This window comes from Spirillospora sp. NPDC052242 (assembly GCF_040679555.1).
In the GTDB taxonomy this organism is placed as follows: Bacteria; Actinomycetota; Actinomycetes; order Streptosporangiales; family Streptosporangiaceae; genus Spirillospora.
Map to the genome: position 1 here is coordinate 180,497 of NZ_JBFAUZ010000003.1, position 26,843 is coordinate 207,339.

The 26,843-nt window shown below is 73.8% G+C and carries 17 protein-coding genes; 2 read left to right on the forward strand and 15 right to left on the reverse strand.

Annotated features, from left to right (window positions below):
• Nucleotides 1–25 precede the first annotated feature (25 nt).
• The 3 genes from AB0L25_RS04150 to AB0L25_RS04160 all read right to left on the reverse strand — a co-directional run bounded on the left by AB0L25_RS04150 (nucleotide 26) and on the right by AB0L25_RS04160 (nucleotide 6,001).
• Nucleotides 26–1,516: an RNA polymerase sigma factor gene (locus tag AB0L25_RS04150; RefSeq protein ID WP_500168437.1), complete on the reverse strand. Its 1,491-nt coding sequence runs from the start codon at nucleotides 1,514–1,516 to the stop codon at nucleotides 26–28.
• A gap of 224 nt (nucleotides 1,517–1,740) precedes the next feature.
• On the reverse strand, nucleotides 1,741–3,330 hold the full coding sequence (locus AB0L25_RS04155; RefSeq protein ID WP_500168439.1) for an RNA polymerase sigma factor: 1,590 nt from the start codon (nucleotides 3,328–3,330) through the stop codon (nucleotides 1,741–1,743).
• A gap of 256 nt (nucleotides 3,331–3,586) precedes the next feature.
• Nucleotides 3,587–6,001: a substrate-binding and VWA domain-containing protein gene (locus tag AB0L25_RS04160; protein WP_500168441.1), complete on the reverse strand. Its 2,415-nt coding sequence runs from the start codon at nucleotides 5,999–6,001 to the stop codon at nucleotides 3,587–3,589.
• Nucleotides 6,002–6,211: 210 nt separating this feature from the next.
• Here AB0L25_RS04160 and AB0L25_RS04165 point away from each other — a divergent pair, with 210 nt between their 5' ends.
• On the forward strand, nucleotides 6,212–7,027 hold the full coding sequence (locus tag AB0L25_RS04165; protein WP_500168443.1) for a TrmH family RNA methyltransferase: 816 nt from the start codon (nucleotides 6,212–6,214) through the stop codon (nucleotides 7,025–7,027).
• A gap of 22 nt (nucleotides 7,028–7,049) precedes the next feature.
• On the opposite strand, the gene AB0L25_RS04170 is transcribed toward AB0L25_RS04165, so the two are convergent.
• From AB0L25_RS04170 to AB0L25_RS04180, 3 genes are all read right to left on the reverse strand, one after another.
• Nucleotides 7,050–8,060, reverse strand: coding sequence for a hypothetical protein (locus AB0L25_RS04170; RefSeq protein WP_500168445.1), 1,011 nt, complete (start codon nucleotides 8,058–8,060; stop codon nucleotides 7,050–7,052).
• A 117-nt stretch (nucleotides 8,061–8,177) separates the two neighbouring features.
• A complete protein-coding gene (locus AB0L25_RS04175) occupies nucleotides 8,178–8,546 on the reverse strand; it encodes a UCP033725 family protein (protein WP_500168446.1) in 369 nt (122 codons plus the stop codon).
• Complete coding sequence (locus tag AB0L25_RS04180) at nucleotides 8,543–13,531, reverse strand: SseB family protein (protein ID WP_500168448.1); 4,989 nt, start codon at nucleotides 13,529–13,531, stop codon at nucleotides 8,543–8,545. The genes AB0L25_RS04175 and AB0L25_RS04180 overlap by 4 nt, the downstream gene beginning before the upstream one ends.
• Before the next feature lie 263 nt (nucleotides 13,532–13,794).
• On the opposite strand from AB0L25_RS04180, the gene AB0L25_RS04185 reads away from it, so the two are divergent.
• A complete protein-coding gene (locus AB0L25_RS04185; protein WP_500168450.1) occupies nucleotides 13,795–14,169 on the forward strand; it encodes a hypothetical protein in 375 nt (124 codons plus the stop codon).
• Between the two features lie 10 nt (nucleotides 14,170–14,179).
• On the opposite strand, the gene AB0L25_RS04190 is transcribed toward AB0L25_RS04185, so the two are convergent.
• The 9 genes from AB0L25_RS04190 to AB0L25_RS04230 form a co-directional block, all read right to left on the reverse strand.
• Nucleotides 14,180–17,113 carry a transglycosylase domain-containing protein gene (locus AB0L25_RS04190; protein WP_500168452.1) on the reverse strand — a complete coding sequence of 978 codons (2,934 nt, stop codon included), beginning with the start codon at nucleotides 17,111–17,113 and terminating at the stop codon, nucleotides 14,180–14,182.
• A gap of 182 nt (nucleotides 17,114–17,295) precedes the next feature.
• On the reverse strand, nucleotides 17,296–18,423 hold the full coding sequence (locus AB0L25_RS04195) for an FKBP-type peptidyl-prolyl cis-trans isomerase (RefSeq protein WP_500168454.1): 1,128 nt from the start codon (nucleotides 18,421–18,423) through the stop codon (nucleotides 17,296–17,298).
• A 163-nt stretch (nucleotides 18,424–18,586) separates the two neighbouring features.
• Entirely contained in the window at nucleotides 18,587–19,174 is a 588-nt protein-coding gene (locus AB0L25_RS04200) for a methyltransferase domain-containing protein (protein ID WP_500168455.1), read from the reverse strand.
• Nucleotides 19,175–19,200: 26 nt separating this feature from the next.
• The gene (locus AB0L25_RS04205; protein WP_500168457.1) at nucleotides 19,201–19,968 is read right to left on the reverse strand and encodes a class I SAM-dependent methyltransferase; all 768 of its coding nucleotides are present in this window, start codon (nucleotides 19,966–19,968) and stop codon (nucleotides 19,201–19,203) included.
• A gap of 47 nt (nucleotides 19,969–20,015) precedes the next feature.
• Nucleotides 20,016–21,062, reverse strand: coding sequence for a hypothetical protein (locus AB0L25_RS04210; RefSeq protein WP_500168459.1), 1,047 nt, complete (start codon nucleotides 21,060–21,062; stop codon nucleotides 20,016–20,018).
• 110 nt (nucleotides 21,063–21,172) lie between these two features.
• A complete protein-coding gene (locus AB0L25_RS04215) occupies nucleotides 21,173–22,000 on the reverse strand; it encodes an SAM-dependent methyltransferase (protein WP_500168460.1) in 828 nt (275 codons plus the stop codon).
• Nucleotides 21,997–22,515, reverse strand: coding sequence for an ATP-binding protein (locus AB0L25_RS04220; RefSeq protein WP_500168462.1), 519 nt, complete (start codon nucleotides 22,513–22,515; stop codon nucleotides 21,997–21,999). The genes AB0L25_RS04215 and AB0L25_RS04220 overlap by 4 nt, the downstream gene beginning before the upstream one ends.
• Before the next feature lie 378 nt (nucleotides 22,516–22,893).
• Nucleotides 22,894–25,713, reverse strand: coding sequence for a DUF5682 family protein (locus AB0L25_RS04225; protein WP_500168464.1), 2,820 nt, complete (start codon nucleotides 25,711–25,713; stop codon nucleotides 22,894–22,896).
• On the reverse strand, nucleotides 25,710–26,819 hold the full coding sequence (locus AB0L25_RS04230; RefSeq protein WP_500168466.1) for an ATP-binding protein: 1,110 nt from the start codon (nucleotides 26,817–26,819) through the stop codon (nucleotides 25,710–25,712). Before AB0L25_RS04230 ends, AB0L25_RS04225 begins: the two co-directional genes overlap by 4 nt.
• Between the last annotated feature and the right edge of the window lie 24 nt (nucleotides 26,820–26,843).

The window sequence follows — 26,843 nt, forward strand, 5'->3', positions numbered from 1 at the left end:
CCGGGCGGGGCGGCGCCGGCGGGCGTCAGCAGTAGGACACCGAGGCGGATCCGCCGGAGGAGAAGGCGACCGATCCGGACTTCTGCCCCCAGCAGCCCCAGTCGTTGTCGGTTTGGCGAACGGTCACCGTGGCCTGCTCGCCTTCCGACAGCCGTCCGCTCCCGCCTGCGCTCAACCCCTCTGACGTGCCGGTGACGCGCCAGTTCACCGGGCCGCCCACGGCCGTGATCGTGACGGAGCAGGAGTCCTCGTCGCCCATCGCGCAGCCGTTGGCTTGAAGGCGACCGGGCTCGGGACGCTCCGGGCGGTCCGGCGTGGACGGCGGCGGGTCGTTGTCCGGACGCTCGGACGTCGGCGTTTGCGAGGGCGTCTCGGACGGCGACGGCGACTCCGACGGCGACGTCGACTCGGTCGGGGACGGCGACGAGCTCGTCGGCGACGGGTCGACCGGCTTCGACTCGGTCGGGATCGCCCCGCCGGACGCGTCGCTGATGCTCGGCTGGGCGCTGATCTCCGGCAGCGCCGACGAGCCGTCGTCCTCGCCGCCGAACGCGGTGAGCGCCCCGGCGAGCACCACGACCGCGGCGATCCCCGCGCCCGCCACCGCGTACACCGGCCCGCGCCTGCGCTGCGGCTTCTCCTTGGCGCGCGTGACCGTCGGCTCGTAGGGGAGCGGCCAGCCGTACTCGTCGAACGGCTCGGTCCACGCGGCGATCGCCCGCCGGTTCGCGGCCCGGTCCTCGGCGGTCGCGGCGGTCAGCACGTCCAGCCGCAGGTCGGGCGGGATCGCGGCGATCGGCAGCACCGCCAGCAGCCGGTCCGGCGGCGGCACCTGGAGCTCCCGCGACCCGCACGCCTGGCATTCCGCGACGTGCCGGACGAGCGCCGCCGCGGCCTGCGGCGGCAGCGGCCAGGCGTCGGCGAGCGCGGCGGCCGCCGGGCAGTCCCGGAGGTGGTGCTGCGCGATCAGCGCCGCCCGGACCCCGGCGCCGAGGTCCCGGCGCGTCTGCTCGACGAGCGGGTAGACGTCCTCCAGCGGCACGCCCAGGACGCCGCACAGGTCGACCTCGTCCAGCTCGTGCCGGACGTGCAGGTCGATCGTCTCGCGCTGCCGCCCGCTCAGCGACGCGAGCGCGCTGTGCGCGAGCTTGCGGCGCTCGTCGCGGCGCGCGATCTGCTCGGGGGACAGCCCGTCGTCGGCCTCCGGCGCCTCCTGCCCGGTGTGCCGGTTGGGGCTGTCGCGGCGGCGCATGCACTCCTTGCGGGCGATCGCGTACAGCCAGCCGCGCAGCCGCTCCGGCTCGGTCAGCCGGTCGGCGTGCTCGCGCGCGGCGATCACGCAGTTCCGCAGCGCCCCGGCCGCCTCCACGCGGTCGCGCAGGAGCCCGTGGCAGTAGTCGAAGAGGAACGGCGCGTAGGCGTCGTAGACCTCGGTCAGCGCGATGACGTCCCCGGCCCGCAGCGACTCCGTCAGCCGGACGGCGTCGTGCTGCCCGGACCTCGGCTCACCGGCCACGGATGTCCTCCTCGGTCGATTCCGGCGTGTGCGATCGTGCGCCCCCGGTGAGCGCCGACGTTCGTCGGGCCGCTCTGGTTGCCCGATCTTGCCACCAAATTTCGCGGATTTCTCCCCGATGACCGAATCTTTGTGACGGGCGAGGCACGCCCCGTGGCCGTTTCCGCGCCTTGATCAGGTACTACGCGCGCGAAAGTGATGTGGATCTCATGACCGGCCGGTCGCTAGTCGCCGTCCGCGCCGCCGCCCGGCCCGCCGCCGTCGCCGTCCCCGCCCGGGCACATCCAGGACACCTGGACCGACGCGCCGCCGGGGGAGAACGTTACCGCGCCCGTCCCCGATCCGGGCTCGGAGCAGGCCAGCGACACGCTCGCGGCGCCGGTGCCGCCGCTCGGCAGCGTGCCGCCGCCCGACGCGGACAGCGGGGACGACGCGCCGACCGACCAGCTCACGGCGCCGCCGACCGCGCGCACCGGGATCGAGCAGCCGTCCCCGGACCCGTGCAGGCTGCACGAACCGCCGTTCACCTGCAGCGACCCCGAGGCCGGCTCGCCGTCGTCCGGGGCGGACGGGCGGGACGGCCGGGACGTGCGCGTCGGCGTCCGGCGCGGCGTCGCGGACGGGCCGGGCGACGCGGACGAAGTCGACGGCGAGGCCGACGGCGACGGGGTGTCGCTCGGGGACGCCGACTCCGACGGGGCCGCCGAGTCCGCGGGCGACCGCGACGGGTCGCCGGGCGCGACCGCGGCGGTGCCGCTCGGGCCGGGACGGGCGCCGAGCGGGTTCTCGTCCGGCGAGTCCGGCATCATCACGAACGCCACGAGGACGACCAGGACCACGGCGGCCCCGGCGCCGAGGGCCGGCACGAGCCCGCGCCGCCCGTCGCGCCCGTCGCGTCCGTCCCCGGCGCCGCCGGACGTCCCGGCGGCGAACCCGGACGCGCCGTCGCCGGACGCGGGCCAGCCCCACTCGTCGAACGGCCCGGCCCGGTCCGCGACGGCGGCGAACTCGGCGGCCATCGCCGGGTCGGTGGCCGTGGTCATGACGCGGCCGCGCAGGTCGTGCGGCATCATCGCGACCGGCAGCAGCCCCAGCAGCCGTCCCGCGGACGGGGACCGGTCGACGCGCGGCGCGCACAGCGGGCACGACCCGACGTGCCGGACGAGGTCCCGGACGGCCGGCGCCGGGAGCGGCCACGCGCCGCCGTCCCCGGCGACGCCGGCGAGGTGCGGGCAGGCGTCCGGCGCGGTGCGCAGCAGGCGGGCCGCGGCGATCGCGTCGTCCAGCCGGGCCCGGGCGGCGCCGGTCAGCTCGGCGGCCTCCGGCGCGTCCATGTCGAGGACGCCGCCGATCTCCGCGTCGTCCAGGCCGTGCCGCAGCATCAGGTCCAGCGACTCGCGCTCGCGGCCGCGCAGCACCGACAGGGCGCCGCGCACGAGGCGGCGGGCCTCCAGGCGCCGCGCCAGCTCGTCCTCGTCGAGGAAGCCGTCCTCGACCTCGGGCGCCTCGTGCCGCTCCACCGGACGTCCGGGGTCGTTCAGCCGCCGCAGGCACTCGGCCCGGACGAGCGCGTACAGCCACGCCCGGAACAGGTGCGGCTCGCGGAGCCGCGAGATCTGCGCGTACGCGCCGACGAGCGCGTCGTGCAGCGCCCCGGCGGCGTCGTCGCGGTCGCGCAGCAGCGCGTGGCAGTAGTCGTAGAGACGGGCGGCGTAGCGGTCCATGACCTGGAGGAGCGCGGCGGGGTCGCCGCCCGCCAGGGCGAGGGCCGACCGTTCGTCGTCGGCGCGATCGAAGGTGGGCCAACCGGACACGAGGTCCTCCCGCGGGCTGAGAGCACGGCCGCCGTCCACGTCGTCAGGGACGGGCGGCCGGTGAGACAGGGGGAGCGTTCGACTCTCCCGGCCGCCGAGCTCGAGGGCGTCGGCGCTGGGCCGGAGAGGAGGAAGTAGGTCGGAGGCCCGACGGCCCCGCTCCCCGTCGGGCCTCCGTATGTTCGACGGGCGACCGCGCCGCCCGGTTGACAGATCTACGCGGAAAAAGTGGAAACTACTCGGCGTGTCGGAAGTGTCACCCCATGCGGCGGGAGAGCATCTGCAGGAAGATCTTCTGGATGTCCTCCGGCGTCTGCGCGACCGCCACGCCGCCGCCCGTCGCCCCGGCGATCTGCTCCAGCTCGTTGCGGTCGACGCCCGGACCGAACCCGATCATGTTGACCTGGATCGGCTTGTTCGGGTCGCGCATGGCCTTCAGCTGCTTGAGGGTCTCCGCCAGCGTCGGGCCCTCCGGGTCGTCGTTCTTCCCGTCGGTGAGCAGCAGGATCGAGTTGCCGAACTCCGGCTTGAACGTGTCGTTCATCTCCTTGTAGGCGTCCAGCATCGTCCGGTACAGGGCCGTGTCGCCGGTCGGGTTCGGGCGCATCTTGCTCAGCACCGACAGGATCCGGTTCCGCCGCGTGTTGGACCCGATCCGCTCACCGAGCGCCCCCATCGGCACCGTGACCTCGTAGGGCGCGCCGTCCTTCATGTTCGTGGAGAACAGCCACTGGCCCATCTCGGTGTCGTCCGACATCATGCCGAGGCCGCCCTGCGAGACGGCGCCGATCGCCTGCAGCCGGTTGGTGTTCTCGTCGACCATCTCCGCCATCGAGCCGGACACGTCGATGAGCGTCAGCATCCGCAGGCCCAGCGTCAGCTTCGCCCACGCCTGCATGACGTTGTTGACCTCTTCGGTCTTCGGCGCGGGAAGCTGCCGCGGCCGGGCCTGGCTGACGCCGCCCTGCTCGCCGAACCCCGCCGGGGCCTTGCCGTCGGAGGTGCGGAACCCGGCCGCCTGCAGGTCCTCCCGCGTCGCGGAGTCGCCGAGCGCCTCCTCCAGCAGCTTCGCGGCCTCGCGCTCGCCGGCGTCCTGCGTGGCGACGGTGTACGGGTAGTCCATCGACAACGTGCCCTCGATCGGGTACAGCGCCACCGCCGGGACCTTCGGCTTCTTCTGGTTGAACGACCACAGCGCCTGCTCCGACGACAGGGAGATCGGCTGCTTGCCGCCCTGCCCCTTGCCGAACTGCTCGAACTGGGCGTCCACCGTCGGGACCTGGCTCTCCCGCACCGTCCGGACGATCCCGGTGAAGATCGAGTCGCGGTTGGGGTCGTTCGCCAGCAGGGCGCTCGTCACCATCAGCGAGCCCATGCCCGCCGCGTTCTTCATCGGGTCCGGGACATAGAGCCGCACCGACCCGGCCGGGATCATCTGGTTCTTGGTGACGGCGCCGCCCGCGACGCCGCCCGCCGCCTTGAGCAGGTTGTCCCACGACGGCGTCGAGGTGACGCCGTTCTGCTTGAGCTGCTCCGCCAACGTCGCGGGCATCCCGATCACGATGGGGCTCTTCGCCACCGACGTCGAGGACGCGATCTCGGTCTTGCCGTCGTCGCGGGCCGCGCGGGAGATCCACAGCGACGAGTCCGGGATCCACACGTCCGGCCGGTCGTCGGAGTCGGACGCCACGCCCTGCCCGGACAGCAAAGTCGCCACCGTCGACGGCTCGGCCGACTTCACGTGCGCCTGGACGCACTTCCCGGACACCTCGTGCCCGGCGTCGTTGAACCGGCCCGCGGCCTTCACGATCACCGGCTGGATGTCGGGCGCCGCCGCGACCGACAGCGTCATCGCGTCGTCGCCCGAGCAGCCCCCGCCGCTCTGCGCGAACGCGTACACTCCGCCGCCCAGCAGCACCACCAGGCCGACCGCCCCGGCCAGCGGCCCCAGCAGCGCGCCCTTCCGGCTCCGCTTCTTCTTGCGCTTCCGGCCGTACTCGTAGCCGCCCGAGCCGCCGTACTCGCCCGAGCCGCCGTACTCGCCCGAGCCGCCGGCGCCGCCCGAACCGCCGCCGTACTCGCCCGAGCCCCCGCCGTATTCGCCGGACCCACCGCCCGCCCGTCCGCCGAAGAACCCGGACGGGGTCTCGTCGGAGCTGCGGATCGACTCGTACTCGCTGTAACCGGTGCCGGCGAGCGGCGAACTCTCCGGGGACCGCCCCGGCGGCGTCCCGTACGGGCCGGTCCCGCCGGAGCCCGCGGCCCCGCCGGGGGCCGCGTGGGCGCCCGAACCGGGACCGCCCTGGCGTCCGGGCTGCCCGTAGGCGCCCGAACCGGACGCGCCGGGCCGCTCGGCCTCGCCGTACCCGCCCTGCCCGTACCCACCGGACGAACCGGGACCCTCGGGACGCACGGCACCGTAACCCCCCGTGCCGTACCCCCCGGAACCGGACGGACCGCCGTACGAGGGCTGCTCCGACGACTGCCGCGGGCCGAGCCACTCGCCGGTCTCACCCGGCCGTCCCGTCCCGCCCTGCCCGGGCGGCGGCGTCTGCGGGTTCCGGGAGCCGAACCAGTCGGACGATCCGTCGTTCGCCGGACCGAAGACGGGCTTGGACGGGTCCCACCCGTCGTCCCCCTCGGGGAAGTCACTGCGATGACGTCCGCTCATGGCTGCCCTCGATTCACCCAAAAACCCGCCGATGTTCCCCGGCACTGTAGTAGTACGGCATAGAGGTTACAAAGAACTCAAAACCGTTAATGACGCAGGTCATGAGCGTATGCTTGGACGAACCTGGCATCCTGCACCACGGTAGCGGCGCGGGAACGCGGTGACGCCGCGTGGCCGTAACCGGCCTTGTGGGCCCGGCACAATGGGGGGATGGCCACCCTGGTCCCCGTCACAGACCCCGCCGACGCGCGCCTCGCCGACTACGTCCGGCTCCGCGACGTCAACCTCCGCAAGAGCCTCGAAGCCGAGCACGGACTGTTCGTCGCCGAGGGCGAGAAGGTCATCCGCCGCGCGGTCGCCGCCGGGCACCCCGTCCGGTCCCTGCTCATGGCGCGGCGCTGGGCGGACCCCCTCGCCGACCTCCTCGACGGCCTGGACGCCCCCGTCTACATCGCCGCCGACGACGTCCTCGAGGAGATCGCCGGGTTCCAGGTGCACCGCGGCGCGCTCGCGTCCATGGCCCGCCTGCCGCTGCCGCCCGTCGACGCCGTCGTCGCGGACGCCCGCCGCATCCTCGTCCTCGAAGACCTCGTCGACCACGCGAACGTCGGCTCCATCTACCGGTGCGCCGCCGCCCTCGGCATCGACGCCGTCGTCCTGTCCCCGCGCTGCGCCGACCCCCTCTACCGCCGCGCCGTCAAGGTCTCCATGGGCGCCGTCTTCGCCGTCCCCTACGCGCGCATGACGAACCGGCGGGACGACCTCGCGAAGCTGCGCGCGTCCGGGTTCAGGCTCCTCGCCCTCACCCCCGACCAGGCGGCCGTCCCGCTGGACGGCGCCCCGATGGGCGACCGCGTCGCCCTCATGCTCGGCTCCGAGGGCGACGGCCTGTCGTCCCACTGGCTCGACGAGGCCGACGAGCGGGTCTGCATCCCGATGAGCGCCACCGCCATGGCGAACGGCGTCGACTCCCTCAACGTGACGGCGGCCGCCGCCATCGCCTGCCACGCGCTGCTGCGCGCCTGACGTCCGTCCCGCCGCGCCGGGCTCAGCGGCCGAACATGCCGCGGCGCGTCCGCCGGTGCTGCCCGCGCGGCGCGCGTCCCCGCGCCATCGCGGCGCGCCGTCCCAGCCGCACCTGCGTCAGCAGCAGCCCGAACACCACCATCAGGGCCGCGAGCCACGCCACCTGCGTGCTCGCCATCCGCTCGAACGTGAGCTCCTGCGCGACCGGCGCCTTGTTCTCCCGCAGCCGGCTCTGCGGCGTCGCCGGGACGGGGTTCGGCGCGACCGACGGGCTCGGCGCCGCGATCGGCGGCAGCGCCACGCTCGGGCTCTGCGCGTCGAACGACGCGTTCGGCGAAGTGTCGGGATAGTCGGGCACGTCGATGTCGGTCGACCCGCCGGACCCCGACGCACCGGACGAGCCGCTCGACGAGCCGGAGGAGCCGCTGGAGCCGGACGAACCCTCGTCGTCGTCCTTGCCACCGGACGGGCGCGGGGACGGGGACTTCGTCGGCTTGTTCGTGGGCTTCTGCGTCGGCTTGTCGGTCGCGGGCGGCGGAGCCTCGAACGTCACGGACGCCTCGGCGGGCACGTCCTCCTCCACGCCGGCCGCTCCCACCGTGAGGACGAGCGTGACCTTGACGTCCTTCTTCGCCGTCTTCGGCACCGAAACCGTCGTGAAGACTTCCTTCTTGCCGCCCTTTTCGATCGTTCCGACGACGCACGCCGCCGACTCGAACGGCTCCACGCAGTCGCTGACCACGATGGGCTTCGGACCCGTCGACGTCGCCTTGACGCCCACGATCCGCACTTCCCTGAGCGTCCCGTCCTTCGCCGCGATGTGCGTCGTCAGCTTCGCCTTCTCACCGACCTCGAACTTCTCCGAGGGCACCGTGACCTGGACGGCGAGCGTCCCGGGCGGCGTCTCCGTCGGCGTGGGATCGGGGGTCTGCGAGGGAGACGTGGGAGGGGTCGGATCCGTCGCCGCGACGGCCGACGCACCCCCCGCGGCGAGCACGGCCGCGGCCGCGAACCCTACGAAGAGCGGTTTCATCGCCGGTCGGCAGACCACCGCCGCAGCACCTCCGTCGTCTCGTGAACGGCCGTGACGAAAAGGGGGATCGGCCCCGGACACATGCGAACACGGATCCCGGCCCGGATCAACCCCCGATCAGACGAACTCCTGGTGGACGTTCTCCACCTCCGCGCGCGGCGCCCACGCCTGCCACACCCCGTGGTCGATACGGTCGAGCCCGAGCCGCTCGGCGACCGGGGCCCGCCCGCCGGTGTACTCCACCCGCACCCACGACTCGTGCTCGCCCACGACGACGAACGGCTCGCCGCGCCACGTGCACGCCGTCCGCACGTACCGCAGCTCCTCCACCTCCGACGCCGGGACGATCCGCCGGTACCGGCCCGGCCGCAGCTCCTCGAACCCGTCCGTCGGATCCGGCGTGTACAGCCGGACCTCGCCGTCCGCACCGGGCGACGCCTCGAAATCCCGCCCGAGCCACCGTGCGACGTACCCGTCCCGGATCACTGCGCGGCCTCCGTCCGTCCGTCCCAGCCCTCGGCGCCCGCCTCGGGCCGCAGCCAGCCGAGCCGGTCCGGGTCGTACATCGCCACGAACCGCTCCGAACGGTCCGGCGTGAGGTAGTACATCTCCGCCCCGTACGGCAGCCGGATGCTGTCCACCTTGAACTCGCGGATCGAGCCCGCGCTGCCCGGCGCGAACCCCGTCCCGACGAACGGCGCCCGCTCGACGACCCACCCGGCCTCGCCCCACGCGGCCATCTCCGCCTCGGTCGCGCCGCCGAACGGAACCCGGTACACGTCCGGGCAGTACGCGGGCCACCGGATCACGTAGACGCCCTCGTCCCCGGGCGTGAACGGGGAGTCGTCGTAGAGCAGCCCCAGCGCCTCGTACAGCTGCACGGGCGTCTGCAGTTCGGCCACGTCGCTCGTCAGATGCACGAACCCGCCGACCCGGTCGTACCCCTGCTCCAGGTACCAGCCGACATGCCCGTGCGGCACGACCTTCTGCATGATCGCGAGCTGCGACACCCGGTCGTCCGGATCCGCGACCGGCCGCGGCAGCGCCGCCGGACGCGCCTCGGGCTCCGGCCGCGGCTCCGGCTGCGGCTCGCGGGGCGGCGGCGCCTCCGGCCGCGCCTGGATCAACCCCACGCGGATCGCCCACTCGCTGAGCGCCCGCACCTGCTCGCCCCGCAGCGACGCGCCGATCCGCGTCCCCGGGTTGAGCAGCATCGCCCAGTCCGCGTTCGGCCACGCGCCGATCAGCTCCCGGAAGTCCGCGTAGACGAACCGCGCCTCCGGCAGGATCTCGCGCAGCCGCACCAGCGACGTGAACACCCGAACCGCCGCGTCGTCCCGCAACGCGGCGTCCCACCGGAAGTCCCGCTGGATCGGCGTCACCTCGAGCGGCGCGTCCTCCGGGATCGGGACGAGCACGTTCGCGTTCAGCAGGATCCGCAGGAAGGCGTCCGAGTCCCCGGCGAGCGTGGCGTCGTACAGTTCCTGGTCGATGCGGTTGCCGGGCTCGAACCCCTGCTCGGCGTCCGGAACCGCCCGCAACCCGCGCCCGCCGACCCCCGCCCCGGCCTGCGTCTCGGGTGCCGCAGCCTGGCCGCCGGGCGCCGGCTGGCCGGGAAGCCCGTGCGGCTGTGCGTGCTCGGCGCCGCCGAACCCCTCGGGTGCCGAGGGCTGGTCGGTGCCGGTGGGTTGGCCGGGGAGTCCGTGCGGGCGTGCGTGTTCGGTGTCGCCGGTCGCGACCGGACCGGACTCGGTGCCATCGGTTGCCTGGGCAGCCGGGCTGAACCCTTCGGGCGCCGCGGTCTGGTCGCTGTCGGCGGCTTGGCTGGGGAGTCCGTGCGGCTGTGCGTGCTCGGTGGCGGTCGCCGTCGGGCCGGACGGGTTAAGCGTTTCGGGTGCCGCGGTCTGCTCAATGCCGGTGGCAGGCCCGGGGAGTCCCTGCGGGCGTGCGTGTTCGGTGTCGCCGGTCGCCGCCGGGGCGGGCTCGGTGCCGCCGGTGGCCTGGGCGAACCCTTCGGGCGCCGCAGTCTGGTCGGTGCCGGCGGCTTGGCCGGGAAGCTCGTGCGGCGGTGCGTGTTCGGTGCCGTCCGTAGCCGTGCCGGGTTCGCTGCCGGTTGCTGCCGGGTCGGACGGGTTGAGCGGTTCGGGTGCCGCGGTCTGCTCGGTGCCGGTGGCATACCCAGGAAGCCCGGTCGTGGCCGGGGTGGGCTCGGCGCCGCCTGTGGCCTGGGCAGCCGGGCCGAACCCTTCGGGTGCCGAGGGCTGGTCGGTGGCGGTGGCATCCCCGGGGAGCCCGTGCGGGCGTGCGTGTTCGGCGCCGTCCGCAGCCGTGCCGGGCTCGGTGCCGGTCGCCCCCAGGTCGGACGGGTTGAGCGTTTCGGGTGCCGCAGTCCGGTCGGTGCCGGTGGCATACCCAGGAAGCCCGTACGGGCGTGCGTGCTCGGCGTCGCCGGTCGCCTCGGGGGTTTCGCCGGGCGCTTCGGGCGCCGCAGGCTGGTCCGTGGCGACGGGGTGGCCGGGGAGCTCGTGTGGACGCGCGTGTTCGCTGCCTTCGGGCGTCGCACCCGGGCCGTCCTGGGGTTCGCCGCTCCCTTGCGGGGTGTTGCTCAGCGCATCGGACGTGGGTTGGCCCGGCATCTCGTGTGGTTGTGCGTGTTCGGTGCCGGTTGCCGTCGGGCTGGACGGGTTGAGCGGGTCGGGTGCCGCAGTCTGCTCGGTGCCGGTGGCATGCCCGGGGAGTCCGTGCGGGCGTGCGTGCTTGGGGCCGCCGGGCGTCTCGGTGGGTTGGCTGGGTGCTTCGGGTGCTACAGGCTGGTCCGTGGCGACGGGGTGGCCGGGGAGCTCGTGTGGACGCGCGTGTTCGCTGCCTTCGGGCGTCGCACCCGGGCCGTCCTGGGGTTCGCCGCTCCCTAGCGGGGGGTTGCCCAGCGCATCGGGCGCGGGTTGGCCCGGCATCTCCTGCGGCTGTGCGTGCTCGGTTCCGTCTGCGGTAGCGGCGGCGCCGGTCGCCGTCGGGCCGGACTGGCCGAGACCCTCGGGCGTCGAGGGCTGGTCGGTGCCGGTGGCTTGGCCGGGGAGTCCGTATGGGCGTGCGTGGTCGGCATCGCCGGTCGTCTCGGTGGGTTGGCTGGGTGCTTCGGGTGCTGCAGGCTGGTCCGTGGCGATGGGGTGGCCGGGGAGCTCGTGCGGACGTGCGTGTTCGCTGACCTCGGGCGTCGCACCCGGGCCGTCGTGGGGTTCGCTGCTCCCTAGCGGGGGGTTGCCCAGCGCTTCGGGCGTGGGTTGGGCTGGCAGTTCGTGCGGCTGTGCGGGTGCGGGGGCCTCGGTGGGCGCGGCCGGGGATGGTTCACCCTGCGCGCCGGTGGCCTGCCCGGGATAGGTGAAGTCGCGGTCGCCGACACTCCCGGTCTGGGCGTGCTCGGGACGGTCGACGTCGGTGGGGACACCGGGAATGCCGTGCGGCTGCGCGAACTCGGTGCCGTCCGCTCGGTCGGGCCGGCTGAGCGCTGCGGGTGCCGCAGGCTGGACGGCGGGGGCGGGTTGGCCCGAAATGTCGTACGGGTGCGCGTGGTCGGTGCCGCTCGTGGGTGTGCCCGTGCCGTGCTGGGGAGCCTGGCCCGGCAGTTCGTGCGGTTGTGCGGGTGCGGGGGGCTCGGTGGTCGGGGCCGGGGGCACCTCGTCCTGGGGGCCGGTGGCCTGACCGGTGAGTCCGTTCGTCTGTGCGGGCTCGGGGCCTTCGGGGGCCGGGGCCGGGGACGGCTCGTCCTGCGGGGCGGGGGCGGGGAGGCCGTGCGGCTGGGCGGGTTCGGGGCCGGTGGTCGCGGACGGCTCGTGCTGCGGCCAGCCGATCGGGTCGCCCGGGGGGTTCGCGGGGGCGCCCGTCGGCGCGGACGGGACGGGGGCCGCGGGGTCGTGCTGGGGCCACGCGGTGCCGGGGCCGTCGGGGACGGGCGGGGTGTGGGCGTGCAGGTGTGCGTCCGGTTCGGGTGCGACGCGGGTGCCCAGGGACTCGAGCGGGTCGGTCGCCGTCTGCGACGGGTCGCCGGACGGTTCGGGCGCGGCGGGGACGGGCGGGGCGACGGGGACGGCGGGGGCGTCCGGCGGCGGGGGCGTGGCGGCGGACGGGGGAGTCGCGGGCTCCTCGGGGACGGTGCGGCCCGCGAGGGCGCGGACCTGGTCGCCGGGCATGCTCGCGTCGATCGGGGTGCCGGGGTTGAGGACGAACGCCCACGCGGTGTCGGGCCACGCGGCGACCATGTCGCGCAGCGTCGGCATCACGAAGCGCGACGAGCTGAGGGCGTCGTTCATCCACTTCGGCGACGTGAACACCTGGATGGCCGTGCGGCCGTGGACGTTGACGGGCTGCCACGGGAACGCGGGGTCGTCCGGGGCGGTGCCCCACGGGGTGTCGGGGTCGGCGGGGACGAGGACCTGCGCGCCGAGCAGGATCTTGTAGAAGGCGTCGGTGTCGCGGCGGCGGGCGGCGTCGAAGAGGCGCTGCTCGATCTCGTTCTGCGGCTCGAAACCCTCGGTCATCCGCTGCGCGGCGCGCTGGTCGGCCCAGGTCGCGAGGCCGGGGAGTTGCTGCGCCTGGACGGTGCCGCCGGCGGGGGAGCCGGAGTTGATCGCGAGCTGCCAGTCGGGGTGCGGCCAGTAGCGGAGCGCGACGGTGAACGGCAGCCGGATGTACTCGGTGCCGGTCCCGGCGGCGCGCGCGGCCTCGATGAGCCGTTCCGGGGACGTGAAGACGGGGACGACGGTGGCGCCGTCGACGTCGCGGGTCTGCCACGGGAAGCCGGGGCGGCCGGGACGCAGCGAGTAGTCGGTGTCCTCGGGGACGGGCAGGAGGACCTCGGTGCCCGCGAGGGTTTGCAGGAAGAGGTCGTGGTCGTTGTTCGCGGCGGCCCGCAGCAGTTCGCGTTCGACGTCGTTGGCGGGCTGGAACTCGGGACGGCGGGCGTCGCGGGGCAGGTCGCGGTGCTGCCCGCGGAGCTCCTCCCACGGGCCCTCGGCGGGCGTGCCGGGACGGCCGACGCGGGGCGGGCGCCCGTCGCCCTCGGCGACCTGCCGGACGAACCAGGACGGGAGCCGCGCCTCGATCGGCAGCGCGGCGTCGACGCCGTGCCCGGGGACGTCCACGGCGAGCCACCAGGCGGCGTCCGGCCAGCTCTGCGCGATGTCGCCGAACCGCAGCGTCATGAAGTGCCGGTAGGAGGGGCCGAGGCAGGCGCGCATCGCCGCGGCGGACGTGTAGGTCAGGACGTGGACGCGGCCGTCCTCCTCCTGGGTGGGCCACGTCGGCTGCGCCGTGTTCGCGAGGACGTCGTCGACGACGTCCGGCGGGACGGGCAGCACCAGCTCGCTGTCCGCGAGGACGCGGAAGTAGCCTTCCTGGTCGCCGGCCCGTACGCTCTCGTGCAGTCGGCGCTCGAGTTCCGACGTGGGTCGCCACGCGTCGGCCACGGTCGCCACCCCCTGTTTCTTCCGTGCTCGTCCCCACGCGACTGCCTACGCTACATGGGCGAACAGGACCAAAGAGCCTATACGTCCGGCTCAGCGGGAGTCCCCGCAGGTCAGCGGGGTGGCCCGGTCCGCGAGGGTGATGCGGATCCGGTTGCGGGTCCCGGTCCACCGACAGCGTAGGCGCCGTCCCGCGCGCCTTCCACCGGTCCGGTGAACCCGGCGCGATACGGAAGTATGTGCGGGGGCGAACGTGCATCGAGCGGGAGGAATCAATGCCGATTCGGACACTTGCCGGGGCCGTGCTGCTGGCGGGCGCCGCGGGACTGCTGGGCGGGTGCGGTGTGCTCAGCGGCAACTCCGACGAGGTGTGCGCGTCCGTCACCGCGGAGTACCGGCGGTTCACGGACGAGATCGAGCGGGCGTCCGCGTCGGACCAGGGCACGTGGCGGCAGGCGACGCAGAGCTTCGCGGGGCGCGTGGACGCGCTCGCGAAGAAGGCGGACGATCCGCAGCTGAAGGACGTCCTCCAGAAGCAGACCGCCCGCCTTCGGGCCGCGTCGGGCCGGCTCGCGGAGGGCGACGTCGCCGAACTGGACGCCGCCCTGCGGGACGCGCCCGCGAAGATCGGCGCCGTCTGCGACGGGTGACCGGGGGCGGTCAGCCCGTCCCGCCGGGCGGGTCGCCCCCGCCGCCGCCGGGATCGCCGCCGCCTCCGCCGTCGCCACCGCCACCGCCGCCGTTGTCGCCTCCGCCGCCGGTGTCACCGCCACCGCCGTCGTCGCCACCGCCGCCGCCGTTGTCGCCTCCGCCGCCGCCCGGGTCGGGCGGGGCCGTGCCGCCGCCGTCGCCGGTCGGCGGGGGCGGGCCCTCCGGCTCCTCCGGTCCCTGGGACGGCGGGGCGTCGGACGGGCCGGTCGGCTCGGGGTCGCCGCGGTCCTCGGTCCCGCCGGTCTGCGGCGCCCCGCCGTAGCCGCCGCCCGGACGCGTCGACGGCTCGCCGAACGACTTCGGCTCGAGGTCGGCGATCCGGACGGCCTCGGACATGTACGAGCGCCAGATCTGCGCCGGGAGCGCCCCGCCGTACGCCCCGTATCCGGGGATGTTGAGCGGCTTGCGTTCGCTGTGGAACATCGCCACGCTCGTCGCCATCTGCGGGATGAACCCGTTGAACCAGATCGCCTTGCCCTCGTCCGTGGTGCCCGTCTTGCCCGCGACGTCGCGCCCGTCCGGGAGCTGCGCGCCCGTCCCCGTGCCGTACTGGACGACCCGCTGCATCGCGTACGTGGCGTCCCGGGCGTCCTGGGCGCCGAACGCCCGCTCGCCCTTCTCGGTGAACGTGCGCTTGTGGCCCTCGTTGTCGGTGACCGCCTTGACCGTGTACGGCTGCCGGAACACGCCCTCGGCCGCGAACGCCGAGTACACGCCCGCCTGCTGCACCGGGTGCAGCGACACGATGCCGAGCGGCAGCGTCGCGGCGCCCCGCTGGCCCTCGGTGATCTGCGACGACGGGATGCCCAGCTTCTCCGCCATCTCGAGGATGGTGTCGTTGCCGATGTCCCGGCCGAGGTTCACGTACGCGGTGTTGATCGAGTTCTGCGTGGCCTGCGCGAGGTTGACCGTCCCGAAGCTCCGGCCGCCGTCGTTCTTGATCGGGGTGCCGTTGATGTAGATCGGCGAGCTGCCGTCGTACGTCGTGGACAGCGACTTGCCCGCGTCGAGCGCGGCGATCAGCGCGATCGGCTTGAACCCGGACCCGGCCTGCGCCCAGTCGCCGAACGTGCTGGTCAGCGCCTCCTCGAGGTAGCCGCGTCCGCCGTAGAAGCCCACGACCTGCCCGGTGGCCGGGTCCACGGAGATGAGGCCGGCCCGGATCTTCTTGCTCGTCCCCTCCGGGACGTTCGACTCGACGGCCTCCTTCGCGGCGTCCATCAGCCGCTTGTCGAACGTCGTGGTGATCTTCAGGCCGCTGCGGTTGATCTCGTCCTCGGTGTACCCGCGCCGCTCGACGAGCTCCTTGCGGGCCACGTTGACCATGTAGCCCTTCTGGCCCTTGAGGATGTCCGTGACGTGCTGCTCCACGGGCTCGGGGAACCGCATCGAGGACGCCTGCGCCGACGTCAGCATGCCGTTCTCGGCCATGTTGCCGAGCACCGACCGCCACCGCGCCTGGACGCGCGCCTGGTTCTCCTCGGTCAGCTCGGAGAAGTTGCTCGGCTGCTGGATCGCCGCGGCGAGGTACGCGCCCTCCGCCGCCGTCAGCTCGCTGACGTCCTTGCCGTAGTACGCCTTCGCGGCGGCCTGCACGCCGTACGCGTTGCGCCCGAAGTAGATGGTGTTGAGGTACTGCTCGAGGATCCAGTCCTTCGACTTCGACTGGTCGACCTTCAGGGCGACCATGATCTCCTTGAGCTTCCGGGTGACCGTCTGCTCCCGGCCGATGCCGCCGTAGTAGTTCCGCACCATCTGCTGGGTGATCGTCGACCCGCCCTGGAGTTGCTTGCCGGTCACGGTCGACCACACGGCGCGCGTCGTCCCCTGGAGCGACACCCCGGGGTCGTCGTAGAAGGTCTGGTTCTCCGCCGCGATCACCGCGTTCCGGACGTGCTCGGGGATCCGGTCGAGCTCCACCGCCGTCCGGTTCACGCCGGTCTTGGCGATCTGGGTCTTGCCGTCGGCGTAGTAGAAGATCGGCCCCTGCGCGAGCGCCTTCTCCTGCGGCGACGGCACCGGGGTGAACAGGTACGCGACGGCGAACGCCACCGCGCAGAACCCGAGGAACCCCAGCACGGCGAACACGGTCCGCCGCATGATCCGCCGCTTCCGGCTGCGCGTCTTCTTCCCGGGGCCCTTCTTCCCGGGCCCGTCCGGTCCTTCCTCGGACACCACGCCCCCCGACGCAGTCCTCGCCTCGGACGCGCCCTCCGCGCGTCCCCGATCCTCGCCGCCCGCGGGCGTCCCGCCCGGATCGACGATCATCTCCCCGGCACCCGTTCCCACAGGTCGATCGCCGAAGCCTCCCGGCGCGCCGCCGCCGCCGTCGTCGATGCCGTCCGCACCGGTCGCGGGCGGGCCGGTCTCGTTCCGGCCGGTCTCGTCCGCGCCGCCGGGGTCGTTCTCGTCGGACGGGCGGACGTCCGCGTCCGCGTCGCCCGCCTCCGGTTCGGCGCCCGGCCCGCGCGCCTCTTCCGCGTCGCGTGTTCCCGCGTCGTCTGCGTCGTCGGTGCCCGCGTCGTCCGCGTCGACCGTCTCGCGGTTCGTCTCGTCGTCCGCCGGGTCGTCCGCCGGGTCGTCCGCCGGGTCGTCCGGGGCGGGGGATGGCGGGGGAGTCGCGGAGGGCGGGGAATCGGGGGCGGGGCGTTCCGATTCGGGGGGTGTCTGCGGGGATTCGTCGTCGTGAGGGATGGGGGCTCCTGGCGCCTTGTCGCCGTTCTGAGATATGTCCTTCTCGCGGCTTTTTTCGGATTCGGACGGGGGTGGAGTCGCGGATTCCGCCTGCTCGGACGTCGGTCCGGGCGTCTGCTCGGACGCCTGGTCGGGCGCGGTGCCGTCGCCGTCCCGGGCGCGCCCGGCGCCTTTTCTCCTGTTGCTCACAAGCCCCCCGTGATCAATGCGTTACCGACGATACCCGAGGGGGTCGGTGCGGCGAGCCGTCGATGAGAAGGACGGCCGACGTCCCCGCGCGGTTGTCGTCATCGGAGAACGCGTGAGCGGCGGAACCCGGTTCCGGGTCCCGCCGCTCGCGAAAGTGCGCTCGGTCTCAGAACATGTCGGTCTCAGAACTTGGCGAGGACGTCCACGATGAACACGAGGGTGTCGTCGCCCTTGATCCCGGCCTGCGGGTTGCCCTGCTCGCCGTAGCCCTCCTTCGGCGGGAGGACGAGCATGACGCGGCTGCCGACCTTGACGCCGGTCAGGCCCTTGTCGAAGCCGGGGATGGTGGCGCCCTCACCGATCGGGAACGCCTGCATCTGGCCGCTCTCCCAGCTGGAGTCGAAGACCTCGCCGTTCCGCCAGAGCCGCCCCTGGTAGTTCATGATGGCCTTGTCGCCCTTGGCCAGGGCGGGCCCGGTGCCCTCGATGAGGGTGACGGCCTTCAGCTCCTTGGGCGCGTCCTCGTCGGGGATCTTGACCTCGGGTGCCTTGCCGGCGCCCTTGTCCTCGACGGTGGGCAGGGAGTCGTCGTCGACCTTCTTCTCGGTGCCCTTCGGGACCGCGTTCTGCGCGACGGACGCGCGGATGTCGGCGACGAACAGCAGCGAGTCGGTCTTGGCGATGCCGAGCTGGGCGCCCTGGTCGCCGAAGCCCTTGCCCGGCGGGACCTCCACGACGATGCGGCTGCCGACGGCCTTGCCCACGAGGGCCTCGTCGAGGCCCTTCACCGGGCTCTCGCCGACCTTGATCGTCGTGACGCCGTCGCCCTGGTCGTAGGTGCTCTCGGACTTCTCGCTGGCGCTCTTGACCTTCGAGTCCTCCGGGTCGTCCTTCGGGGACCACTTGTAATACACGAACTGCAGGAACGCGGTGTCGCCCTTGGCGACCTTGGCCCCCTCGCCCACGATCGGGGTCGAGACCTGCAGCGTCTCGGGCGGCGCGACCTCGGTCGGGATCTCGACCTTGGGCGCCTTGCCGAAGGCGCCGGTGACGGACACCGCCGGGTCCGGGCGGGTCAGGTAGTAGGTCGTGCCGCCCGCGATGGCGACGACGGCGACGACGGCGCCCGCGATCGCCGCGATGCGGCGGCGCTTCGCCTGCTTGGCGGTGAGCGCGGAAGGCCGGTTCAGGCCGCTGCCGCGTCCGGCGCTGATGCCGTGCGGGGTGAACTCCGGGCTCCGGATGCTCTTGGCGTTGGGGATCTTCGCCTTGACCGCCGGTTCGCCCCGGGGCTTGTCATCCTCGGACATGTTTCCTCACTCGCTCCGGGTTCGACGACAACACGGATTGACCACCCTTCCAGGCCCGGGCTAAGCGCAGTGTGAAAACCGCGTGAAGGAGGCCGACCCGCAATCTACCGGTCATACCCCCATGAAGGGGCCGCTCGGCGGCTTGGAAGCGGCACCCAGCGTACTAACTCCGAGCCAGCACGCGACGCTTCCCGCCCTGCACGTCCCGCTGGTCGAGGACGCGGAAGCCGTCCGGGAGCAGGGACGCGGGCTCCCCGGGGCCCAGGCACCATTCGGCGGGCAGGTGCGGGCGGTCCCGGCGCGCCTCCGCCGTGAACGCCTCCCACGCCAGCACGCCGCCGGGCGCGACGGCGGCCACGGCGGCGGCGAAGGCGGCGCGGTCCCAGAACCCCGTGCACAGGACGGCCGCGAACGCCGCGGCCGGCGGCCGCCACGTCCCGAGGTCGGCCTGGACGAGCGTGATCCGTGCGGCGAGCCCGCGGCGGCGGGCCGCGGCGCCGAGCCGGGCGAGGGCGACGTCCGAGATGTCCACCGCGGTGACGGTGCGTCCGGCCTCGGCCGCGAGCAGCGCCGCGCCGGACGGCCCGCACGCGAGGTCGAGGACGGGCCCGTCCGGGGCCGCGCGGAGCGCCTCGGCCGCCAGGGGGTGCGCCGAGCGCACCGGCCCGTCCCGCCCGTCCGGCGCGTACTTGGCGTTCCACCGCAGGCGGTCGGGGTGGTCGGCCAGGTCGGGCGGCACGCTGTCGTCCATGCCCTGAGGCTAGCGGCGCCCCGAGGCTAGCGGCGCTCCGCGATCAGCAGCATGAACAGGGCCGTCGGGAAGCCCTTGCGCCACCACGGGTCGTCCCGCAGCTGCTCCGGCGTCGGGTGCGGCTCCCGCAGGTCGGCGATCACGAAACCGGCGTCTCGGAGCGTTCCAGAGTAGTACTCGAGGGGCCGCAGCCACGACGTGATCATCGCGGGGGACTCCAGGCCGTCCACGTTGAAGTGCTGGTCGACGCCGCGCGGCCGGAAGTAGCGGGACGCCGGGACGCTGTTCATCGCGCCCTGCTCGGAGTTCTCCACGTAGAAGCAGGGGTGCAGGGTCAGCACCACCAGCCGCCCGCCGCTGCGCAGCACCCGCGCGAACTCGCCGATCGCGGCCGTCGGGTCCTGCAGGTGGCTGAACAGGTGGTTGCAGACGACGAGGTCGAACTCGGCGTCCGCGGCCGGGACGTCGTCGACGCCCGCGCGGACGAACGAGAGCGAGCCCCCGCCGCCCGGCGGGGCGGCCGCGGCGGCCGCGTCGATCAGCCCCTGCGACACGTCCACGCCGAGGACGTCGGCGCCCTGCGCGGCGAGCGTCCGGGCGACGTACCCCTCGCCGCATCCGGCGTCCAGGACGCGCAGGCCCGCGGTGTCGCCGATCGCGTCGAGGACGGCCGCGTCGGTCAGCTCGGTCCGGTACCGGTCGCGGCGCTCCCGGATCACCCGGACCCAGTACTCGGCGTTGTCCTCCCATCGCTGCCGCGTCAGCTTCGCGATCGCTTCCGCCGTGTCCTCCACCGGCTCCCCATTCTTCCCGTCATCACGCCCGCTTCCGGGCCGTCGATTCAGATGTGGCCCTTGAGCCGACGCACCAGCGTGTCGCAGGTCGCACGGACCCTGCGGTCCGTGCAGTCGGCCATCCGCAGCTGCAGCGCCCGGACCAGCTCCGGGAGCTTCCCGCCGAACGCGGGGTCGCGCTTCAGCGCGAGCGGAACGTACGTGGACGCCAGGTAGTACACGCAGGCGTCGTTGTAGGCGGTGATCTCCCGCAGGACCTCGTTCGCGGTGTTGCGCAGCGACAGCGAGCTGGGGAGCGTGAAGTCGGAGCTGATCCGCCCGTCCCGCATGTACGTGGGGAACGACCACTCCTCCAGCGCCGCGTAGACGGGCGTGGCGTCCAGTTCCCTGCGGTAGCGCTCGGCGAGGTCGAGATCACCGGTCTTGATCAGCTGGCCCATGACGACGCCGCGCATCATGAACGCGTCCTGCCGTCCGGGCACCTCGAATCCGAGGTCGGTCTCCAGTTCGGCGCCGACCTTGCTGACCTGGTGCGTCAGGATGTTCAGCGCCAGGATCGAGTGGAACGAGTACGACTTGCGGTTCAGCCGCGGCGCCAGGTCGACCGACGACTCGAAGAGCCGCTGCGGGTTGCGCAGCAGGCCCTGGCCGGGCTCGGCCGAGTAGAGCGACTCCAGCGCGCTGTCCTGCTCGCGGCCCCAGAACCGGGCGATGAACGACGACGTCTTCTGCGTCGCCTGCCCGCGGACGATGTGCAGCCCCGCCTCCAGGGCGTTCAGCAGGTGCTGCTGCGGGAGCGTCGACCGCTCCAGGACGTCCACGTTCACTTCAAGGCCCGCGTCGTGCAGGTCGGCGACCAGCGCGTCGCGGCGCTTGCGGACGGCGTGCGCCATCGCGTACTCGGCGATCCCCGGGATCGACGACATCAGGGCCTGCAGCGACCGCCCGGTCACCCGGTCGAGCCACTCCGCGTTGTCCCACAACCGGAACACGGTGCTCTCGTCCAGCCCCGAGAACGCCGCCACGTCGGACATGTTCAGGCCCATGTCCTTGGTGATCTCGGAGAGTGACTTCGGCTCGCCGTCCGCGGTCATCGCCCGTCCCGGGAGTGGCAGGTATGAACGGTCCGATCGTAGCGAAACGGGGCCCTTCGGGCGCTCCGGAACGGCGGACGCGCGGAGACACGGCATGCGGCGCCCCCGGGTCAGTCCGGCCTGCGGCCGATGCAGCCGACGAGCGGCGCCGGACCGGACCGGCGGCCCGGACCGGCGAGCGGCAGGGCGGCCGGGTACGGGCCGGTCATTTCGAGCGCCCCGCAGATCCGCTCGATCTCCGCCCGGCTCCGCGGCGTGAACGGCAGCCCCGTCTCGTGGCCGCGCGCGCCCAGTTCGTCCAGTTCGGGCGTCCGCTCGATGTGCGTGAGCGCGACGCGGCTGCCCGGCGGGAGGCCGTCGACCAGCGCCCGGACGACGCCGGGCGGGTCGTCCGCGTCGGTGAGGAACTCCAGCACCCCGCACAGCAGCACCCCGACCGGCCGGTCGAGGTCGAGCGGGCCGCGCAGCCGGGCGAGCAGCCCCGCCGGGTCGCGCAGGTCGCCCTCGACGGCCGCCGTGCCGGGTTCCGCGGCGAGCAACGCGCGCGCGTGGACCAGCACCATCGGGTCGTTGTCGACGTAGGCGACGCGGCAGGACGGGTCGGCGCGCCGGACGACGTCGGCGACGTTGACGGGCGCGGGCAGTCCGCAGCCGATGTCCGCGAACTGCCGCACCCCCTCCGTCTCGGCGAGGATCCGTGCGGCGTGTTCCAGGAAGCCCCTGTTCGCCTGGACGAGCCGCGTGATCACCGGCGCCCGCCGAAGCGCCCGCTCGGCCGATTCCCGGTCGAGCGCGTAGTTGTCCTTTCCGCCGAGGTAGTAGTCGCACATCCGCGCGATGTTCGGGAGGTCCCCGCCGAGGCGCCCGCCGCCGTCCCCGTCCCCGTCCCGGGACGGACCGGGCCGGCGGCCCGCGCTCAACGCGACCCCCCGCGTCACGGCAGCCGCCACCCCTCGTCGACCGCGATCCCGAACCAGGACACGGCCGTCCCGTGCGGGCCCCGGTGGACGCCGAAGTCGGCGGCGAGCGCCTGCATCAGCGCCAGCGCCCGGCCGTCCGCCGGGCCCGGTTCGTCCGGCCCGCCGGGACGTCCCGGCGGCGGCCCCCCGTCGGTGATCTCCACGCGGACGAACCGGTCGATGTGCAGGACCGCCAGCATCACGGTGCCGTCCGGCCGCGGCCGGCCGTGCAGCACCGCGTTCGTCATGGCCTCGCTCGTCAGCAGCTCCAGGTCGCCGAGCCGGGACCGGTCGGCGCCGAAGTGCTGCCCGACGAGTTCGCGGACGTAGGACCGGGCGAGCCGCACGGCGGGCGGCGTGGCGGCGAGGTCGATCTCCCCGATCAGCCGGCCGGACGAGCCGTTGGTGCGGGCGGCTGGGGCGGAGAGTTCCAGTGCGGGTGCGGAGACCGGGACGAGCACCGGCGTCCCGGACCACGTGTCGGTGGAGTTCATGGCAGCGACGGATTCACGTCTCCGTGTCGGGCTGTAAGCGAACATCATGTTCCATGACCTGGTGGGAGTCTCGGCATGGGCGTGGAACACTGCGGGCGACCTGGCGTTCCGCTCGCACGACACACACTCTGACGCAGCGCACGGGCCCCGGTCACGGTCGCTTGCGCGCGCGCAAGCACCTAGCGCCCGCCTGCACCGCGTCACGCACCGTCCAAGATCCACCGCATACCGATCCGGTAACGAACCGGCCGCTCACCCCCGACGGCGACGGAGCGGACGACCCGGACCCGTCCCGTCGAGCCATCGCGGAACGAGGAACGCCGCGTACGGCTCCGCGGCCCCGCCCCCGGGCCGGGGGCGGGGCCGCATGACGCGCGGTCACCGGACGAGCAGTGCCGCGACCGCCTCGGGTGCCTCGGGGTGCCGCGCCACCAGGGCCGCGGCCTCGCCGGCGGCGGCGGCCGGGGCCGAGTGCCACTCCACCGGGTGGCCCAGCAGCGCGGCGACGGCCTCGGGGGCCGCCGGGTGCCCCGCCAGCAGGTCCGTCACCGGACCGGACGCGGCGGACGGTGCGGCGATCGCCGCCGGGGCCGCCGCCGGGCCCGACCACGGGGGCGTCCACGCGTCCAGGGCCGGGAGGGAACCCGGGAACGTGCGGGACGCCTCGTGGACGAGCACGGGCACCATCTCCCGCGCGTGGTCCTTCAACGTCGTGATCAGCTTCGGCAGCCAGGGCAGCAGCACCCGGTCCGGGAGCCGCCCGAACGCCTTCGACAGGACCTCGACGACGAGCGGCGCCAGCGCGGGCGCGGGATCGAGCGCCTGCACGAAACCGCTCAGGTAGTGCGGGAACGACGGGATCGACAGGGGCGACGCGAGCAGTTCGTCGCACCGGGCCCGGACGTCCGCCAGCGGCATCAGGCCGAGCTGCGACTTCGCCGCCCACAGCAGCGCGACCTTCGCGGGCGCCTCCGGATGCGACTGCCGCACCGCCAGTTCGAGCTGCGCCCGGTCGCAGCCGAGCGACAGCGCGAGGCTCTCCATCCCGAGCAGGAACCCGAGCATCGCCGCGACCTGCCGGACGCCCGAGTGCTCGTCCACGAACGCGGTCGGCAGCAGCGTGCAGTAGTGCGTGTACCCGGCGGTGACGAACTCGCGGCACCACTGCGGCAGCTCCGGCTCGGTCGCGCGGTAGTGCGCGAGGAGCCGCCGGATCCGGCGCAGCACCTCGGGCGCGTCGTCCACGGTCCGCTCGGCGGCGAGCAGCTCGACGGCCCGCGCGCCCAGTTCGTCCGCGAACCGGTGCGCGCCCAGGTAGACGACGGCGTCCTCGACCGCGCGCAGCGCCGCGGCCGCCGTCGCCTTCGGGTCGTACACGGCGCGCCGCAGGCGGCGTTCGAGGACCTGCTCGGCGGTGACGCCCTCGTAGCCGAGCTCGACGAGCGACCGCTGGTTGCGGCCGATCGCCAGGTCCCAGCTCTCCTGGATGGACCGTTCGCCCAGCTCCCGCGCGCCCATGATCGGGCGGACGGCGTCGTCGGGCAGCAGCCGCCGCAGCACCCACAGCAGGTCGGAGCACGGGCGCAGGTCCGGGTCGGCGTCGAGGTTCAGCAGCGCCCGCTGCACCGTCCGCTTGCCGAGGTCGAGGCCCAGCGGCTCCAGCCGGTCGAGGACGTCGCGGGCCAGCGGCGGCAGCGACTCGTACCCGACCTGCCCGACCCGGTCGCCGCCGAGCAGGATCTCGCACAGCCGCGCCACGTCCCGGCGCCCCGGCACCCGGTCCTTCTCGATGCAGGTGACGGCGGCGTCCTGGAAGTCGTACGGGGTCGGGCGGGTCCGGCCCCGCATCCCCGCGAGCAGGACGGACGTCTCGAACACGGCGATCGCGTCGGCGGTGGACGCCAGGTACCCGTTGCGGCGCGCGAGCCCGACGATGTCGACGCACCAGCCGAGCAGCTCCGACTCGTCCAGCGGGTCGAGGGCGGGCGGCCGGGCCAGGAACCCCGACAGCCGGTCGGCGACCTCCGCGCCCGCCGGGGCGGCGGGCGCCGGGGCCTTCTTCCGCCCGGCGGCGGCGCTCCGCTGCCCCTTCAGCCGGAACGGGGTCACCCCGCCGCGCTTGACGGCCTTCGCGAACGTCGCCGCCGCGATCGACACCGACCCCGACGCCAGCCCGAACTGCGCCTCGATCGCCGAATGGCTCGACGGGATCAGCCCGTACCGCCACTTCGTGCCGGTGCGCGGCGGGATCTCGAACGGCTCCGCCGCCTCCGGGCGCAGCCCGAACTGGTCGACCCGGCTGACGGCGTGCGCCGCGCCGCACACGTACAGGCAGTCGGCCGGGTCGGCGCCCGTCGCGGCGATGTGCTCGCGCATCCGCGTCCACATGAACCGCTCACGGCGCTCGTTCCGCTCCCGGTCGCGGGCGTTCGGGTCCAGCCGCCGGAACAGGCTGCCGATCAGCGTCATGACCTGCCGGTACGTCGCGTAGTCGGCGCCCACGAGCGGCTGCTCGACGTACTGGTCCCACCATTCCGACCAGTGCCGCACCTTCCCGTGGTGCAGCAGATGCTCCTCCAGTTCGGCGAACCCGGGCCGCAAGCCGCCGATCTCGACGCCGACGGCGTCGCCGTGCAGCGCGTCCTCGTCGCCGGAACCGTCCGGGACGCCCGGTTCGGCGGGGCCGTCGGGCTCGGGCGGGTCCCACTGGTAGACGTGGTCGGTGGACCGGTCGACCAGCACCAGCTCGACCCCGGCGGTCTCCTGCGCGTACGCGATCGCCTGGTACTCGGCGGACGCCTCGGTGATCGGCGCGATCACGCTCAGCGGCGCCCACTTCTTCGGGAACCCGTCCAGCTCGTTCGCGAACGACTGCAGCGCCACCGGCAGCCGGCAGTTCTTCAGCTCCGCCAGCAGCGGCGCGAAGTCCTCGCACAGCTCCAGGTAGACGACCTTCGGCCGCTTCTCCCGCAGCCGCCGCGCCATCGCCAGCGCCGACGCGGGCGAGTGGTGGCACACCGGGAAGATCTCCAGTTCCTCCCGGAGCGCCCGGTCCACGTCGTCGACCATCGCCGCGAGCAGCCTTGCGACCCCGTCCTCGCCGGAGTCGCCGCCGAACGCGCGGGCCGCGTCGAGGAGCTGCTCGCGGAGCGGATCGAACACCCCCGTGGCCGTGGCCTTCGTGGCGGTCCCGCTCATGAGAGCGTCGCGATCGTGTCGCGGCCGCCCTCCAGGAAGCCCCGCCACGTGCCGTCGTCCTTGCCGCGCGGCTCGACGACCCCGTGCCAGAACTTGTTGAGGATCGCCAGGTCCTCCGGGGCGCGGCGGGCCAGCGACCCGACGAGCGAGCTGCCGAGCGTCTCCGCCTTCAGCGTCCGGTCGCCGAAGAACTGGCTGTGCAGGATCGCGTCCTCCAGGACGCCGATCTGCTCGGCCGTCGACAGCGCCGACTCCAGCTTCTCGTCGTCGCTGGTCGCCGACTCGGCGGCGGCCCGCAGGTCCGAGAAGCTCTGCAGCAGGACGTCCAGCAGCGTCGGCGGCACCTCCAGGTCGATCTCGTGGCGGCGCAGCAGCTCCGCCGTCCGGAACCGGACGATCTCCGCCTCGCTCTTCTTGTTCGTCACCACCGGGATCCGGACGAAGTTGAACCGCCGCTTCAGCGCGGACGACAGGTCGTTCACGCCCCGGTCCCGGCTGTTCGCCGTCGCGATGATCGAGAACCCGGGCTGCGCGAACACGATGTTGTCGTCGTCCAGCTCGGGGATCGACACGTACTTCTCCGACAGGATCGAGATCAGCGCGTCCTGCACGTCGCTCGTCGAGCGGGTCAGCTCCTCGAACCGGCCGATCACGCCCGACTCCATCGCCGTCATGATCGGCGACGGGATCATCGACTCCCGCGACTGCCCCTTCGCGATCACCATGGACACGTTCCACGAGTACTTGATGTGGTCCTCGGTGGTGCCGGCCGTGCCCTGCACGACCAGCGTCGAGTTCCGGCAGATCGCCGCCGACAGCAGCTCCGCGAGCCAGCTCTTGCCGGTGCCCGGGTCGCCGATCAGCAGCAGCCCCCGGTCCGACGCCAGCGTCACGATGCTCCGCTCCACGAAGCTGCGGTCGCCGAACCACTTCTGCGGGATCTCCCGGTCGAGGCCGTCCGCCCGCTCCGACCCGAGCACGAACAGCCGCACCATCCGGGGCGACAGCCGCCACGCGAACGGCTTCGGGCCGTCGTCGACCGACTCCAGGTAGTCGAGCTCCTCGGCGTACTTGACCTCGGCGGGGGCGCGCAGCATCTCGGACATCGCTCTCCTCATCGTCTGTGCCCT